Origin of the sequence: Dyadobacter jiangsuensis, assembly GCF_003014695.1 — a bacterium.
Lineage (GTDB): Bacteria > Bacteroidota > Bacteroidia > Cytophagales > Spirosomataceae > Dyadobacter > Dyadobacter jiangsuensis.
Genome location: NZ_PYAS01000001.1, coordinates 476,075 through 492,003 on the forward strand (window position 1 = coordinate 476,075; position 15,929 = coordinate 492,003).

Below are 15,929 nucleotides of genomic sequence, written 5' to 3' on the forward strand. Positions count from 1 at the left end.
AATGTATATAATTTATTTATATATATGTTTGAGATTGGAAGGAACATTTATTTTGACTTCATACAACGATTGATGTCACCCTCTGCCTCTTTATGCCAAGCCTGTGTCTCATGCGGCGACGGGTTTTATTTAGCCAATCAATGCGTCAACTTCTTCTTGTACTAATCCCGTTGGTGGCATGTGCCGCCCGGTCTTTTGCTCAGGACACTACTGCCGTCACATTTACGGAAGAGAATAGCCCCGTGGCAGAACAGCGGTTTATCGATCGTTATGAGAATGTTTTCATGACTAAAATCCCTACCCGAAAGATGTTCAAACTGGGTTATCTGGCGACGACTTACAACGGGCTCGGGTTCAATGCCGCGTTTGAGTACAAGGTTTTACCGGCTTTATCGGTGGAGTTGGCGCTCACCGGCCGGACCAACCGTACCGGAAACGCTATCACATTGGAGCGGTTCGAGCGGCAATTCAGCGGGAACAATCTGTTTGCGAGCATCGGAAGCCGGTGGTATTTTGAAATGAACAAGCGGATTGCCCGCCACCAAAGTGCCAATAATTTCAGCGGCAGTTATCTGGGGGTTGCGTATGAAAGGTCGCTGGCGGCCATTCAGAGTGACAGGCCGCGGGAGCATTTTAGTCTGGTCTACGGGTTTCAAAGCCGTTTTCTGGCCAATGGCTTTCTCGATTTCTCGCTGGGTGTCTACTATGCGAGTCCGTACTTGTCCCTGTGGGATAGGGGCGATCGACTGTCGTCGGGTTTTAACGAGCGGAATGTCGTTATTGCTTCGCGTGCATTGCTTGGCCTCGCATTTGGGGATTGGAAACGGAGCGGCAGCGGGCCATTATGTGACGTCTTGCATTGCGACTATTTCGTGAAGCAGCATTTTAAAATCCGGTTACCGGAAGTGAATATCGGGTTAGAATCCCAGTCATTCCGTGCGGAAGCAGGCTATGAGCGAAAGCTGGGCAAGAGTCCGCTGTCGGTGAATCTGAGCGTTGGTAGTGAAACGGCCTTTTCTTCTTTTGAAATTCTGTCATCCATTACGGCAGTAGGCGAGGCGCAGATTCGCTGGTTTTATCTTCAAAAAAGCGAAGTGCGAAAGGGTAAGGCTTCGGACAATTTATCGGGGTTGTACCTGGGGCCACTATTTGCATATAACTATTACCGGACCGTTCTCAGGGGAAGGAGCGCATTCAATACCTGGTACACTTCTGCGGGTATGATGGCGGGGTATCAGCAGCGTTTGTTCAATAAGCTTTATTTCGATGCTTCGGTCAGCTTTTCCGGCGGTAGCATGCGGGAAACCGTTTTCAGGGTTAACTATGCCGAATTACGGGCCAAGGCAGGGATTGGTTTTGCGCTTTGAAAACCAATCCCTGCATGCTAATTCCTAATCCGCAATGCTGGACGAAGCCGCAAGTTTAATATCGGCATGCTGCCAGGACTTCTCAAATGCCGATTTGACTGCCTGTGCTTCGTTGTTTTTTTGTTTTTCCAAAGCATTGTACAGGCCGATCAATGCCCAGCCGTTTTTCCTCCACGTCAGGAGATCCTGCCGGTAGACACGTTCCGCTTCGGCATTTTTTCCGGCTTTGAGCAGTACCGCACCGAGGTGGTGCCTGACGGAGAAAAACCAGTCGGGCGGCTCGTTGTAGTTGAGGTTATCTTCGAGGGCGATGGCCTCATTGAGCAGGGCGGCAGATTTGTCGAGCTGGTTTTGCTGCGCGGCGATACCGGCCGACAATACCTTGGAGGCGATTTGCACGAGATCCACGGAGGTGTTGATGTTCCATACCGTAATGTTTTTCAGCGTTGTGTCAGCGGCCAATGCGGCAAGCGACTTCATTTCTTCCTGCGCGTGGGGCAGGTCATGTTTGCCCAGAAACGCCATTCCCCTCGCGTAATGCCAGATTGCCTGCGGATAAATCAGATCGTTGCCCGGCTTGGGCTCGGCCAGGAGGGTATCCCACATCGAGAATTTTGTCGCTACATAATACGGGATAGTGTAATAATGCTGCAGCGTGCCCCATCCGGGCTGGCGCATCACTTCCTTCGCGGTGTAATGCTGCACTTTCCGGGCAGCGAGCCAGGCCAGGTCGGAGTTGCCTTCAAGGGTGGCGGTAGCTACCAGGAAGTGGTAGTTGTGCGGGAAATAGGCGAGCGGGTAGGCACCTTGCGCGTGACAAGTGGTGATGTAGTTGCTGTCTGCCTCGACCGAACTTACATTGGAAAGCGACCCCAAATGATAATCGCCGGTATTGATGTAAATATGCGACGGCATGTGGAGCAGGTGGCCTGCGCCCGGAACCAGCGAGTCGAGTAATGCGGCCGACGCCATCGCTTTTTCAGGCATGGCGGAAGCCTCCACGGCGTGTATGTACAGGTGATGTGCGCCCGGATGCCGCGGGTTCTTTTTCAGCAGGCTTTCCAGTACAGCGAGCAGCGTCGGCGTCCAGGATTTGGCGGCTTTCGTCTTTTTGTCGTACAAATCCCAAGGATGCAGGTCCATTTGCGCTTCGGCGTACAGCGCCCCGATGTCGGGATCGGTAGGGAATTGGTCGTACACTTTTTTCATCGCGGCCGCGAACGCGATATCCAGCGGCGACCTGTCGGCAGGAGGGGTTTCGGTATACCGCGTGGTCAGTGCGCCGATCAGCGCCTTTTCTTTGGGGGTGCATTTGGCCGCCAGTTTTTGTCCTTTTTGAGTAGCCGCCCAGGCGCGCTGGAAATTGTCCGGCTCCATGCCCGCATTGTAATTAGGGCCCAGCACATAGGCATAGCCCCAATAGGCCATGGCGCAGGTCGAATCGAGGCGGGTAGCCTGGTAAAACGACCGGGCGGCCTCAGCGTGGTTGAAACCGTAGGAAAGCATCAGTCCCTGGTTAAAATAGGCCTGTGCCTCCGGACTGGAAGTGGTAATCTTGAAATCGATGCCCTTCAATCCGTCGAGCATGGGTGCCTTTTTGCCCGAACTATACCATTCGGCGTCGGTGGTTTTGGGATTGTAGCAAACCGTAATCCGCCCCGTAGTGTCGGAGGCCGGTTTTTCCGATTGCTCCTTTTTTTTGAAGCAGGACGAAAGGAGTACAATCAATGCGAGGTAACAATGGCCGTGCTTCATGAGCGTAGAAGTTTGAGTCACAGATCATGTAGAAGGAAAGTATCCCGCGAGGTGCGGTACCCGCAAATATAGAAAATATCGAACTGGTAATGAGTTGGTTGGAGGGTTTTTAGTGAACGGTTGATGCAGGTTTGTAATATGCCTGCAAAGAAGCAGGATGACTAACTCTGCATCTTATACGCTGCTATTTTTTCCTCCGATACTTGCTAATTCCTCCCAGGCACGACTTAATCGTCATTTCATCCCCTGTTTGCGTAATGATCAGCTTCGGGCAAATGATGCAATCGACGAGCCTGCAATTCTCGTCGAAGGGGATGTCTTTCTGCGGTTTTACTTTAAACACCTTTCCGTTCACCTCGTATTCGGACGTGGCGCAGCAAGCCCCCAACCCGTCGTATAGCATTACGCCGTCGAAGCGTATCGAAAAGGCCCTTTGCGGTTCGTTGGTCATGTTTTTAATCACGGTAGAATCGCCTAACGTGTATCGGGTTTCCACCAAAAGCCAATCGCCGACGATGCCTGCGATCTCGGGCACAGGCTGTGGTTCGGGTTCTGCATTTTTATCGCGTTTGCAATAGGTAAATGCCAAAGAGAGAAGCAGGAGAAGTACAAGTCGTTTCATAATGTCACCAATTTATTACTTAGATGCTTGTGACGGTAGAAACGTTGTAAAGTTGATAACACTCCACCCTGTTTTTTTGCCATTTTACGCTTCATTTTCGAAGCGTCGAATCCGATGGCAACGCATCAATTTCAAATGCCGCTGATGCTCCCGCACCATCTCGACACCATCCCTGAGCGTCATTTGAGGTGCCCCTTTTTTCGCATTTGCCATGCTGATTTCAAAAAGTATTTTCCAATGCCGGTAAATCTCTTTCCAGGCGAAGAACAGCGAATGCTGCGGATCGTAGATGTGTGTCGGTTCGCTGGCCGCGCCGTTGAGTTCGATGATTGAGAAATGCTGTCCGGCTTCGAGTGCTTCCCAGCTTTTGAAGCGGATGTCGAGCCGCCCGAAATGGAAGCCGGGTATGCGCGCGCATATCCGGTCGATCGCCTGTGTGAGCGCGGGGGTGATGCGACGGCTGAGGTCTATGAATTTCGCGCCGCGGCTATGGTTGCCGTAAGGGACGAGGCCGATTTTTTCACCCCTTGCAGGAACTGACCTTAACCGCTCGCCCAGGGACTCATGCAGGGCGGGGAGTTGCAAAATCGCCCGGTCGTCCTGCATCATCAGCGTCAGGATGTCCGATGCGCCGTCTCCGGTGACGCTCAACAGCTCCTTCCCGACGATGCCCGAAATGTGTCCGCTTTGTTCGCCCGGCATTCGGTGATAGAATATGCCCGCTTCGTTCGGGTAGTCGATGTAGGGCTGCATGAGGAAATCGACCCGGCTGTGCAGGCGATAATCTTCGAGATCGGTTTCATTTTCCAGGAGCTTTACCTGCACGCCGCGTTCGCCGATGTCGGGTTTAGCGATCAAGGGGAATGTGAACGAGGAGCGCTGTAACAGCATTTGTATTTTCTCCCGCGGAATGCCTGCCTCACACACCAAAGTTTCAGGGTACGAGCCCTTTGGCATGAGCGCGTAAATCCTGCTCTTACGTTCTTCGGCGAAGCCCGCATACCGCATCGAGGGGTTGGCCGCGCCGAAAAAGCAGATTGCACGCGCCTTTATGCTTAACCAAAGCCAGGCTGGTAGCGTGGGCGCATACACGCATTCCAACGGCCAGTATTCCCAATTACGGAGGCGGATCAGAAAGCGCCTGGCCTTCCAGCGGAGGCTGTCAAATGCCATTTGCTCACCCGGCGGCGCCTCTGCCGGCCGGGAAACAAAAGTGGTTCCGGCGCGGAGGTCATGGTAATGCATGGCGGGCTCGGGGCCGGTCAGATCGACGGAAGTAACGCTCACGGTAGCTATTGCGTCGCGATGTTCATGACAGCTGTGGCTGGGATCGAACATAATGCCGTTTTGGGTGTGAAAATCCAGGATGCTTTCCCTGGTGACGGCGCTTTTGCCGTACCATTGTTGCAGCCTTTGCGCCCGCATTTGCCGTGCATCATCATTATACAGCGTCGCCGATGCCCATATATGCGGCTGATGGGCATCAAGTTCGTTCCGGTGTTTGCGGCTGCCGTCCCAGGTACAGCGCATGAGCCTGCCGTCTGTGAACAGGATCAGCGTAAAGGGTTCGATTCCTTCCAAAACCGTCGTTTCAAAACAGTCTGCCGGAGAAGACGCCTCCACGATTTCCAGCATTACCAGGCCGCGGCTTCTGTTGTACGAGGGCTTGCGTACATGATTTTTGAAGCCCCCGTTGAGCAGCACGGCCGCGTCGCGCCGGCCTTTCAGTGCAATCCAGGTGCCGCCAGCCTGGGCATCTTTCGGGTAGGTGAGCGAGGCGCCTGCGTGGCGGGTTGCGGGAGGCTCGGCAGGCGCACGATCGGTGCGTTCATCCCGGTTGGATGTCAGGAACGCGCCTTTACTGGTCGGAATGTAGGTTACGGTGCACATTGCGCCTGGCGGTATCGGATGGTGGAACTGGCTACTCCGAAATTCTCCGGCAGTTGCACGGCGGCGAGCGCCCGGATGCCGATTTTCATCAAAGCCATATGATGCACCGCATGTTCAAGGTTGTAAACCAGCTCCCGCTCATAGTTGGTGGTCACCTGGAAGCCGCTATGGCTGGCCTCGGTGGCGGTTGTTAACAGCAGCATTTTGTTCTCCTTTTCCAGCGCAGCTGCAATCCCGTGCAGGGTAGTTAGCGCCAGTTCCCGCTGGTGTTCAATGGCTTTATCGCGTTGCCTGGCGTCGTAGTTCACACGGCCTGTCCGGTAACCGCGGTCGAGCTCGATGAAGAACTCGATCACGTGGCGTACGTGCCCGCCCAGCGACGCGCCCGAGAGTACGGGCAAGCTGCGCCCATACTGCTCGTCGGACAATGCATCGAGCATTGTGCCGATCTGCGCCAATGTGGCTTTAATTGATTTTGTTAGTTGCCTGTTCATTTCGTTGATTTTGGAATAGGACAAAAACAATGCCCGGTTTTTTGAAGATTGGGGTTTACGTTTAATCGCGGGATTTGACGCCCGAAATGCTGCTGCGATGCCAGTACACGAGCACCAGGCAGGTAATGAGTACAACCAACGCCATAACAAAAAGCTTGCCCGAGTCGTTTAGCACCACGATCCCCAGGCGTGTGAGGTGCATAAAGACGGCGCCGGTCATCACGCCGATGCCGATCAGCGCGCCGTAGGCGGTAGTGCGTGGGATCAGAATCAGAACGGAGGCGATCAGCTCCAATACGCCTACGAATATACGTCCCCAGGGCTCCATACCGACGGTCGAAAAGATGTAAACGGATTCGGGTGCGGCGGAAAATTTGAAATAGAGGGTTTGCAGCATAATCACTGCCGCTGTCAGCCGCAGCAACCACGACCACCCCGGATGTGTTTGCGGTTTCATCACTCCTTGTCTTTGATTAGTGGCCATTGTATGTCTGCTTTTTCGATGAATTCTTCCCGTTTTTTCGACCAGTTGTTTCTGACTTTCATATTATAATTGAAATACAACTTGTTGTCTGTGATCGTCCAGGTTTCTGCTTCGGTAGGCGCTTTGTGGCCCTCGGAAGTCCCGTAGGCGCAGTAGCCGCCGTACTGCGGCACATACATCTCGGGAGCGGCCTTGAATGCGTCGAGGTTGGCGCGGGTGGCGAACAGCCAATCGGCGTCCTTGTAATGGTAGGAAAGGCTATCGGCACCTTCAACGGGTCCGGCGTCTTTGAAAAATGCCACGACGTCGTAACCCTTGATTGCCTTTCCTTTCGGCGCGAAAATTTCGGATTTCTGTGCAAATGTTACCTGGGCCGCGAGCATGAATGCGGCAACGAATAGGACTTTGTTCATTGGTAATTCGAGTTTTTAAGGTACAAACTTCATCCAGTTACGGTCGGCCTGCGTTTTCAGGCGTGCCTCATCCTGGTTCCAGCTTTTGAGGGTGTTGTTGAAGAACTTATTATAAAACAGGTAGAGCTTTGCGTCCACAATTTTGAAAGTCTCCGGGTCGATCTCCACCTTTTCGCCTTTCTTGCCCATGGCATAAGCGCACCAGCCACCGAATTGCGGCTCGTATCGGACGGGGTTGCGCAGGAACTCGTCCTTATTTTGCTTGGAAGCAAAGCGGTAGGTAACCCCGTTGTGGTTGGCCGAAAGGTCCTTTTGGCCAACCACGGCCTTGTTCATGGTGAAATAGGCCACCGGGTCGTAACCCTGTATCGCGAGGCCGGATGATTCGAGGTTATACTGTTTTTTCCGAGTCTCTGCATGCTGCGCGAAGACGGTGCCCGTCACCAGCAGCAGAAGCAACAGGATATTGATCTGGCTTTTCATGGTTATTGCAATGTCACTTTAATGATATTGTTGATCGCCGGAAGCGTCGTGAACTTGTTCGGGTTGGGGACGGGCGCGATGGCTTTGCTCTCATTCAATGGTGTGCCTGCCAGATTGAATTGCGTAATGCCCGCGCCGGGGAACTGGTCGATGGCCGTGCCGTTATCATATAATCCGACAGCCCCCGAAATATCGCCGCTGGCATTACCGTCGATATCGTTGCCACTTGTAGCAAAGAACCAGTCGTTCGAGAAGCCGTACATGGTCGCAATGGCGATGCGGTCGCCGGATGTAAGCGTGAGCGGTTGCGAAACTTTGCCGCCTGTATTCCCGCCGATTTTCGGCAATAGCACCGTGCTCATCGGTTCTTTGAGGACGTATACATTTTTAATGCCGGCTTTCATTTTCAATGCGGCAGCCAGCACGTCGGCATTTCCTTTTTGTGCAAGTTCTTTCAGGCCTTCGCCGCGGTCATTCTCGCCGGATTTGAAAAACGGATTTTCATTACCGTTGTAAACCACCACCAATACCGGTGAAAGTGGCGTGAAAATGCCGGTTTGCGAGGCCAGCCAGGTACTCATCGGGGCATTGTCGCCGGCTTCGGCGATGGGGGTCAGTGCATCGGTGGTGGCTTTGCCTTCGGAATAAACGGGTTCGGGAAGCAGCAGGTTACCGCCTGCCACGTAAGAAATGGCCCATACGCCGGGGCTGAAAGGCGTCTCGTTGGCGGTGCCCCCCGACTGGTTTTTAATCGTAATGGTAAACATCGAGCTGCCGTCATAGGCCAGGGAGACGTTCATGAGCTGGGAGGCAGGCAGGAATGCATGGCCATAGTCGTCCATTCCCGTTACTTCCTTGATATTGCGCGGCGTGGCTTCGGCTGTACCCGGGTGCGTTACGCCCATGCCGGGCGCCTGGTTCACGCGGGAGCCATTGTCCCAGAGTTTGATCTGGGTGGAAACGTCGCCCGTAATAGGGGCACCATTGTCGTCGTACAGCCTGATCCCCGGATTGGCAGGGGCAAAGAAAAGGTCATTGCTCCATCCGTACATGGTGGCGAAGGTAAGGCGCTGGTTTTTGGCGGCTGAAAACGAGAAGGATACCGATTGGCCCGGCAATATCACGGGCGGCGTGCCGGTTCCTTTGAATGTGCCCGATTGCACAAGCGGTTTGGCGTCGAGGACGTTTTCAATGGTAAGGGTTTTGGCGGTCGGCTGCGGGTCGTGGTCGTCGGTGCAGGCTCCGAAAATGAGGGCCGTCAGCGACAGCCCGAGTAGTGATCTGATCATGTCTGTTTCCGTTTTGAATCGTTGGATGATGCAAAGCAACCAACACGGTATCCCGGCAGCGTCACGGAATTATAACAAAAGTATCACAGCGGTATTCCGCGCTGTTTTATTTGTAAACTTTGCAGAAAATCAGCGGATATGGACACCAAAAACGTGTTGATCGTCGAGGACGATACCAACATTACCGAATTGCTTTCGATCCACCTTTCGGACCTGGGATGCAAGGTGGTCTCAGAGAAAAACGGGCAGAACGGCCTCACGCGGGCGCAAGACGAAAATTTTGACCTGATCATACTTGATGTGATGCTGCCTGGCCTGAATGGAATGGAGATATGCCGGAAAATCAGGCAGGCCGACCGGCAGACGCCCATCATGATGCTTACCGCGCGTTCGGAGGAAATAGACAAGGTAATGGGCCTCGAAACCGGTGCCGACGATTACCTTACCAAGCCTTTCAGCGTGCGCGAGTTTATTGCACGGGTGCGGGTGATATTCAGAAGAAGTGAGGAGAAGGCACGTTACGCGGCGCCGGTGCCGCAGCTGATCCGTATTGCAGGGCTGGAAATCGATATGGACAAGCGCAAGGTAATGCTGCACGGCGAACGGCTCGATTTATCGCCGCGTGAATTTGAACTGATCGTGCTGTTGGCGTCGAATCCGGGGAAAAGTTACAGCCGCAAGCAGCTGCTGAGTCTCGTGTGGGGCTACGATTTCGAGGGATACGAGCATACGGTCAATACGCATATCAATCGGCTGAGAGGAAAAATCGAGGCCGATGCTTCCAATCCTGTATTTGTTTTAACCACCTGGGGCATCGGCTACCGGTTTAACGAAGATCTGTGAAATGTCAGTAAGAACCATCGGGGGTAACCTTCTCTTCTGGAAAATAAGCGGTGTTTTTACGAGCCTGCTGATCATCCTCGGCATCATATTCGTCATGATCGCCTCCCGGTTTTCGAAGTCGTATTATATGACAGCCCACCAACAGCTGTACGGTGGAATCGCGCAGCACCTGGCCACATTTACCCAGCCCATTAAAAATGGCAAGCCCGATACGACGGTTACGCACGACATTATCCATTCCACCATGGTCGCGAATCCGAGCGTAGAAGTATACCTCCTCGACACGCTCGGGAACATTACCGACTACGTGGTGCCCCAGGCCTCCGTACAGATGAAGCGGGTCGATATGGCGATCGTGCGCGAATGGCTTGCCTCGGATGCCGGTAAACCCATGGGCGATAATCCGAAGCATCCCGGCGAAGCCAGTATTTTCTCGGTGGCACCGGTGCTGGAAAACGGCGTGAAGGTCGGGTATGTGTACGCGGTGCTCGCGAGCGAGACCCAGAAACAGATTCTCGCCTCGCTGACCGACGACCTGAATTTCAGGCTGGCTGCCTACATTTTTTTCGCTGCATTGCTTGGGGCGTTTGTCGTGGGAATTGTCACATTCTTTCTCATCACCGATAGCATATGCAGCATTGCCGGCGTCGTGAAAAGGTTCAAGGATGGCGATCACGCTGCACGCGTGCACGGGTATGCGACGGGGAACCTGGGCGTACTAACCTCCACATTCAACGACATGGCCGATGTGATCGTCGATAATATCGAAAAGATCACCGCCACCGACCGGCTCCGGCAGGAACTGATCGCCAATGTTTCGCACGATTTACGGACACCGCTTTCGATTATGCAGGGGTACGTCGAGACGATGATGATCAAAAAGGATACGCTCTCGGAGCCGGAGAAGGAGCGGTACCTGGCTATTGTGCAGGAAGGGACCCGCAAGCTTTCGGGGCTGGTGGACCAGTTGTTTCAATACTCGAAACTGGAAGCGAATGTGGTGTCGGTACAAAAAGAGGTATTTCCCCTGGATGAGCTGGTTTCGGACATCCTCAGCTCGTACCAACTGAAAGCCGACGAGCGGGGCATCCGGCTCTCGATGGAAACCGTTCCCGCCCTGCCGCCCGTTTTTGCCGATATCGCGCTGACGGAACGGGTGTTCCAGAACCTGCTCGACAATGCTTTCAAGTTTACCCCGGAAGGCGGGCAGATTACCGTACGCCTCGAAGACTCCGGTAAAGGGATCAAAATCCGGGTTGCCGACACAGGAGTAGGTATTGCGAAGGCTTACCAGGAGCAGATTTTCGAACGCTACAAGCAGGCGGAAATGTACCCGTCGGGGCAGAAGGGCGCAGGCCTCGGCTTGGCGATCGTTCGGAAAATACTGGAATTACATCAAACCACGATCGAGGTAGTCAGCGAGAGTGGGAAAGGTGCTGCTTTTGAATTTGTCATGCACCGGGCATAATATTGGCTGGGAAACGTTGCCGCGCAAGCGTTGCCCGACAAAGGTTGCCCCGCAAGGGTTGCCGGGCAACGCTTGCCCCGCATAAATTTTTACGTTTACTTTAAGCGGCTAACGGGAGCGCATTGTAAAGGAGACTAAGCTGATTATTGTGAAACAAGCGACCATTAAGAAATTTCGCTCATTCCTGAAATTCAAAAGGGGGCTGACTGCGTACAGTTTAAGAAAGTTCAAACTCTATGAAGTCATTGTCTTTTGGCTTAAAAGCATCCTTACCCGGTCGCAGTTCCTGATCCTATCGGGGATATTGGTGGGATGCAGTGCTGGATTGGCCGGTGTGGTCTTAAAATCGCTGGTCCATGCCATTCATCACCTGATTACCCACAAGGTCCATTTCGAAACCCAGATTTTCTTTTATGCGGTGTTCCCCTTCCTGGGGATCGTACTCACTTCCCTTGTCGTTGTCCTGTTCTTCGGGGGCAATGACCGGAAAGGCATACCTGCCATTTTGCACGAGATCGCGCAGAATTCCAGTATCGTGGCTCCGGTAAAAATGTACTCCCAGGTGGTGCAAAGTGCTATAACCGTGGGGCTTGGGGGCTCGGCCGGTCTGGAAAGTCCTATTGCGGTAACCGGTTCGGCGATCGGATCCAATTTCGCACAAACCTATAAACTCGATTACCGCGAGCGTACTTTGTTGCTTGCCGCGGGCGCCACGGCGGGGATCGCTTCGGCATTCAACGCTCCGATTGCCGGGATGATGTTCGCTGTCGAAATACTGCTTACCGGTGTGGTGTTCACCGATTTCATACCGCTCGTACTGGCTGCCGTCTGCGGCAATGTGCTTTCCAGAATGCTGCTCAATGAGGAAACCCTTTTCCATTTCAGCAGCCGGCACCCGTTTAACTACCATAATCTGCCCTTTTACCTTGTGTTGGGCGCATTGTGTGGACTTTATGCCCGGTATTTTGTGGTAATCGGGCATCAGGTCGAGCGATTTTTTGGCAACCTGAAAGGCGGAAGGTTAAGAAAAGCCATGATCGGGGGCGGGATGCTGTCGGTACTTTGCGTGTTGTACCCACCGTTGTTCGGGGAGGGTTACGAAACCGTCAAGGCACTGGTCAACGGGCAGGTGGGGGAGTTGATGGAAAACAGTTTTTTCGGTATCGTCGGCGGGCAGCGGTGGGCGGTTGTGGTGTTTCTGACGATTGTTTGCCTCCTGAAAGCATTTGCCAGTTCCATCACCATTTTCAGCGGCGGTAATGGCGGTAACTTTGCGCCGTCGCTTTTTGCAGGCGGTACCCTCGGATTTGTATTTGCATTATTCTGCAACTTTATCGGCATTTCCGATGTACCCGTAGCCAACCTGGTGCTGGTGGGGATGGCGGGCGTCATGAGCGGCGTGCTTTATGCCCCGCTGACGGCCATATTTCTTATCGCCGAATCCAGCTCGGGATACGACCTGTTTATTCCCCTCATGGTGGTAGGCGTGATGTCGTTCCTGATCTCCAAATGGTTTTCTACCATTTCTCCCGATTTGCAAAGGCTGGCCGATGAGGGCAAAATATTCACCCGGGAACACGACCGGAACCTGCTTTCGCAGTTGAATACCCTGGATTTCATCGACAGGGACGTGCCCGTCGTGGACATCGACCTGCCATTTGAAAATTTCGTTGATGCATTGCATGAAAACAGCCATAACCACCTGGCTGTGGTGGACCGTAATGGTATTTTTCGTGGGATGATCCTCGTGAAAGACCTCTATCCCTACCTTTTTGCAACGGGAGAAGTTGCTGGCTTATCGGTAGCGTCGTTCGTACGCCAGCCGCCGGCGACCGTCGGGGAAAACGAGCCCGTCGCCCGGATTGTGACCCGATTTGACCAAACCGGTTCCTGGCATTTGCCGGTCGTTGATCCTCAGGGCCGTTACATCGGTTTTATCGCAAAATCGAGGTTGCTCGATCGTTACCGCAGCTTGCTTCAAGCGCATTCGGGCTGATTTTGCCTTTGTTTAAAAGAATACTTTTTTAACTTGCCAGCCCTGTATTTCTCACCAGAACCACGTGCTATGGCATTCAACAGATACCTTTTTGCTACCCTCGTCGCCCTGAGCCTGCTGAGCGGCTGCCAGGACAAGGAAAGAGCCCACGAGCTCGACGTACGCGAGCAGGGCATACTTGCGCGCGAGAAAGAATTTGCGATTAAAGAAGCTGACTACCAGTCGCTTATGCGAATGCGCGACAGCCTGCTGACCCGGAAGGACACGGCGGTTGTAATCCAGCGCTGGCCCGAGGAGATCGCCGGGATCTGGGCGGGTAAGTCGGTATGCCGGGAGTCCAATTGCAGCGAATATGTGATAGGGGATCTGCGTTCCAACACCTGGGAATTTGTAAGTGACTCCACCGGGCTTTATACCCGTGTGATCAATAACAACAAGGTAGTCAGGGTGTATTCGGCAAAGTACGATAGTACCAGCATCCAGCTCCATTATACCAGCGACTCGTCGGCCGCGAAGAATATGGAAATGAATGTGGAATTGACCCGTGATAACAAGAATCTGATCAAGGGAATGCAGACGACAGCCATCGACAAATCCTGCACCGCGAAATTTTCCATTGAGCTAAACCGCCTAACCAACCGCTAGATGATGACGCTGCTCAACCTCCACATCGGCAGTTTACCGATCGAGGATCCGGTATTGAAGTTTCTGCTCGAACTGATCATCATTCTGAGTGCGCCGCTGCTGCTCAATAAGATCAAAGTTCCGCATTTGCTGGGGCTGCTGATCGCCGGTGCCGTGGTAGGGCCCAACGGCCTCAACCTCCTTTCCCGCGATAGCAGCGTGGTGGTAACCGGTACCACCGGCCTGCTTTACATTATGTTCCTGGCCGGGCTTGAAATCGATATGGGCGATTTCAAGAAGAACATGGGCAAGAGCATCACATTCACCGTATTTACATTTGCCGTTCCATTCATTTTAGGATTGCTGGGAGGCTATTATGTGCTGCATTTCTCGATGCTCACCTCGGTGCTGTTTGCCAGCCTCTTTTCTTCGCATACGCTCATTGCCTATCCGATCGTGAGCAAGATGGGGGTGGCCAAAAACCTCTCCGTCAATATCACCGTCGGAGGAACGATGCTGACGGACGTGCTTTCACTGCTGGTACTGGCTGTGGTGGTGGGGATGACCCAGGGAGAGGTAAACAGCGCATTCTGGCTCCGGCTGGGACTTTCCGTGGCGGCATTCAGCCTCACGGTATTATTTGTGTTCCCCATCATTGGAAGGTGGTTTTTCAAGAAGGTCGATGACAAGATATCCCAATACATATTTGTGCTGGTGATGATATACCTCGCGGCGGTGCTGGCTGAACTGGCCGGTATCGAGGCTATTATCGGCGCTTTTTTTGCCGGTCTGGCACTCAACCGGCTCATCCCGCACACTTCCGCGCTGATGAACCGCGTAGAGTTTGTCGGTAATGCTATTTTCATTCCTTTCTTCCTGATCAGCGTAGGTATGCTGATCGACTTTACCGTGTTTTTCAAAAGCCTGGAAACGCTGATTGTCGCTGCCGTAATGCTCGTGGCGTCTATTGGCGGGAAGTACCTGGCGGCGGTGTTTACGCAAAAGACATTCCGGCTGACGAAGGATGAAGGGATGATCATTTTCGGATTGAGCTCGGCCTCGGCCGCGGCAACGTTGGCGGCGGTAATGGTCGGTTATAACATCATTCTTTCCGAAACCGAGAGTGGGGAGCCGGTTCGCTTGCTGAGCGAGCATGTGCTCAATGGCAGTATTTTGCTGATCCTCATTTCCTGTACGATCTCGTCGTTCGTCTCGATGTCGAGCGCGGCGAAGATTGCCGAGGCTGACAATGAGGCAACGGCGTCGGGCGCGAATCCGGAAACCGAGAATATCCTGATCGCCGTCAACTATGAAGATGCGGTAGAAAAGTCGGTGAACCTGGGTTTGCTTATTAAGGCCGGGCATAACAAGGACCGGCTGTTTGCATTGAATGTGATCAACGATGAAAAGAATGAATCGTCCGTCAGGAATGCGGAAAAAACGCTCCACACGGCGGTAACCCTTGCTGCGGCAGCCGACGTGCAGATCCGGCCGCTGACCCGGTACGACAGTGATGTGGCTACCGGCATAAGTAATGTGATCAAGGAGCAGAAGATCACCGATCTGATCGTCGCTTTGCAGCCCGGCAAAGGTTTGACTCCGTCGTTTGTTTACAATCTCACGAATGGCTATTTGCAGAATGAAAATGTGAATACGCTGATTTACCACGCGGCCCAACCTATTTCAACCATTAAAAAATACATTGTCCTGATTCCTCCTAAAGCGGACAAGGAGCCCGGCTTCTTCCATGCCCTGCTGCGGGTATGGAACATCGGAAAGTCGTCGGGCTCGGAAATGGCATTCTACGCCAGTGCGCCGATCATCAGCATTATTGAAAGGGTAGCGGGCAAATCGGCCATTGAGCTGTCGCTGCACACGATCGACTACTGGGGAGAGGCCGAGCAGGCTGCCGTATCGGTTGCGGCCGATGAGGGGCTGATATTGTTCATGGCCAAACGCGGAATGGCGTCGTTCTTCCCGCGTATGGGCCAAATGCCTGATTTCCTGAACCAACATGCGCTGGAAAACACCTTTTTGCTGATTTACCCATTCTCGCAACAGAATGCGGATGAAACCGAAAAGCGGTCGGTGAGCAATCACGACGATTTTGTGGAGATCAGCCGGATGATCGGCAAGATGTTCCCGGGGTAGGCAGCCCGGCTGAACCGTACAAGCAAGTAATTTGAGCCGTGGAGGAAATC

14 protein-coding genes are annotated in these 15,929 nt (G+C 53.3%); 6 read left to right on the plus strand and 8 right to left on the minus strand.

The annotated features are described in order from the left end of the window. Positions 1–140 precede the first annotated feature (140 nt). Positions 141–1,367, plus strand: a complete 1,227-nt coding sequence (locus tag CLV60_RS01750; protein ID WP_146151505.1) for a hypothetical protein — start codon at positions 141–143, stop codon at positions 1,365–1,367. A gap of 24 nt (positions 1,368–1,391) precedes the next feature. Here CLV60_RS01750 and CLV60_RS01755 read toward each other — a convergent pair whose 3' ends face one another. From CLV60_RS01755 to CLV60_RS01790, 8 genes are all read right to left on the minus strand, one after another. Next, a complete protein-coding gene (locus CLV60_RS01755) occupies positions 1,392–3,122 on the minus strand; it encodes a tetratricopeptide repeat protein (RefSeq protein ID WP_106593657.1) in 1,731 nt (576 codons plus the stop codon). A gap of 184 nt (positions 3,123–3,306) precedes the next feature. Further along, a complete protein-coding gene (locus CLV60_RS01760) occupies positions 3,307–3,744 on the minus strand; it encodes a hypothetical protein (protein WP_106593658.1) in 438 nt (145 codons plus the stop codon). A gap of 84 nt (positions 3,745–3,828) precedes the next feature. Then, a complete protein-coding gene (locus CLV60_RS01765; RefSeq protein WP_106593659.1) occupies positions 3,829–5,634 on the minus strand; it encodes an NRDE family protein in 1,806 nt (601 codons plus the stop codon). After that, positions 5,622–6,128, minus strand: coding sequence for a DinB family protein (locus CLV60_RS01770; protein WP_146151506.1), 507 nt, complete (start codon positions 6,126–6,128; stop codon positions 5,622–5,624). The genes CLV60_RS01765 and CLV60_RS01770 overlap by 13 nt, the downstream gene beginning before the upstream one ends. Before the next feature lie 61 nt (positions 6,129–6,189). Then, complete coding sequence (locus tag CLV60_RS01775) at positions 6,190–6,585, minus strand: DoxX family protein (protein ID WP_106593661.1); 396 nt, start codon at positions 6,583–6,585, stop codon at positions 6,190–6,192. Further along, positions 6,585–7,025, minus strand: coding sequence for a YHS domain-containing (seleno)protein (locus CLV60_RS01780; protein ID WP_229210765.1), 441 nt, complete (start codon positions 7,023–7,025; stop codon positions 6,585–6,587). Before CLV60_RS01780 ends, CLV60_RS01775 begins: the two co-directional genes overlap by 1 nt. A gap of 15 nt (positions 7,026–7,040) precedes the next feature. Further along, positions 7,041–7,508: a YHS domain-containing (seleno)protein gene (locus CLV60_RS01785; RefSeq protein ID WP_106593662.1), complete on the minus strand. Its 468-nt coding sequence runs from the start codon at positions 7,506–7,508 to the stop codon at positions 7,041–7,043. 2 nt (positions 7,509–7,510) lie between these two features. Then, a complete protein-coding gene (locus CLV60_RS01790; protein ID WP_106593663.1) occupies positions 7,511–8,797 on the minus strand; it encodes a spondin domain-containing protein in 1,287 nt (428 codons plus the stop codon). 138 nt (positions 8,798–8,935) lie between these two features. Here CLV60_RS01790 and CLV60_RS01795 point away from each other — a divergent pair, with 138 nt between their 5' ends. The 5 genes from CLV60_RS01795 to CLV60_RS01815 all read left to right on the plus strand — a co-directional run bounded on the left by CLV60_RS01795 (position 8,936) and on the right by CLV60_RS01815 (position 15,879). Next, entirely contained in the window at positions 8,936–9,640 is a 705-nt protein-coding gene (locus CLV60_RS01795) for a response regulator transcription factor (RefSeq protein ID WP_106593664.1), read from the plus strand. A gap of 1 nt (position 9,641) precedes the next feature. Further along, positions 9,642–11,108, plus strand: a complete 1,467-nt coding sequence (locus CLV60_RS01800; protein WP_106593665.1) for a HAMP domain-containing sensor histidine kinase — start codon at positions 9,642–9,644, stop codon at positions 11,106–11,108. Positions 11,109–11,256: 148 nt separating this feature from the next. Further along, positions 11,257–13,104, plus strand: a complete 1,848-nt coding sequence (locus tag CLV60_RS01805) for a chloride channel protein (protein WP_229210766.1) — start codon at positions 11,257–11,259, stop codon at positions 13,102–13,104. A gap of 69 nt (positions 13,105–13,173) precedes the next feature. Continuing rightward, positions 13,174–13,749 (plus strand): hypothetical protein, encoded by a 576-nt coding sequence (locus tag CLV60_RS01810; protein ID WP_106593667.1) that lies wholly within the window; start codon positions 13,174–13,176, stop codon positions 13,747–13,749. Then, positions 13,750–15,879: a cation:proton antiporter gene (locus CLV60_RS01815; protein ID WP_229210767.1), complete on the plus strand. Its 2,130-nt coding sequence runs from the start codon at positions 13,750–13,752 to the stop codon at positions 15,877–15,879. The last annotated feature ends 50 nt before the right edge of the window (positions 15,880–15,929 follow it).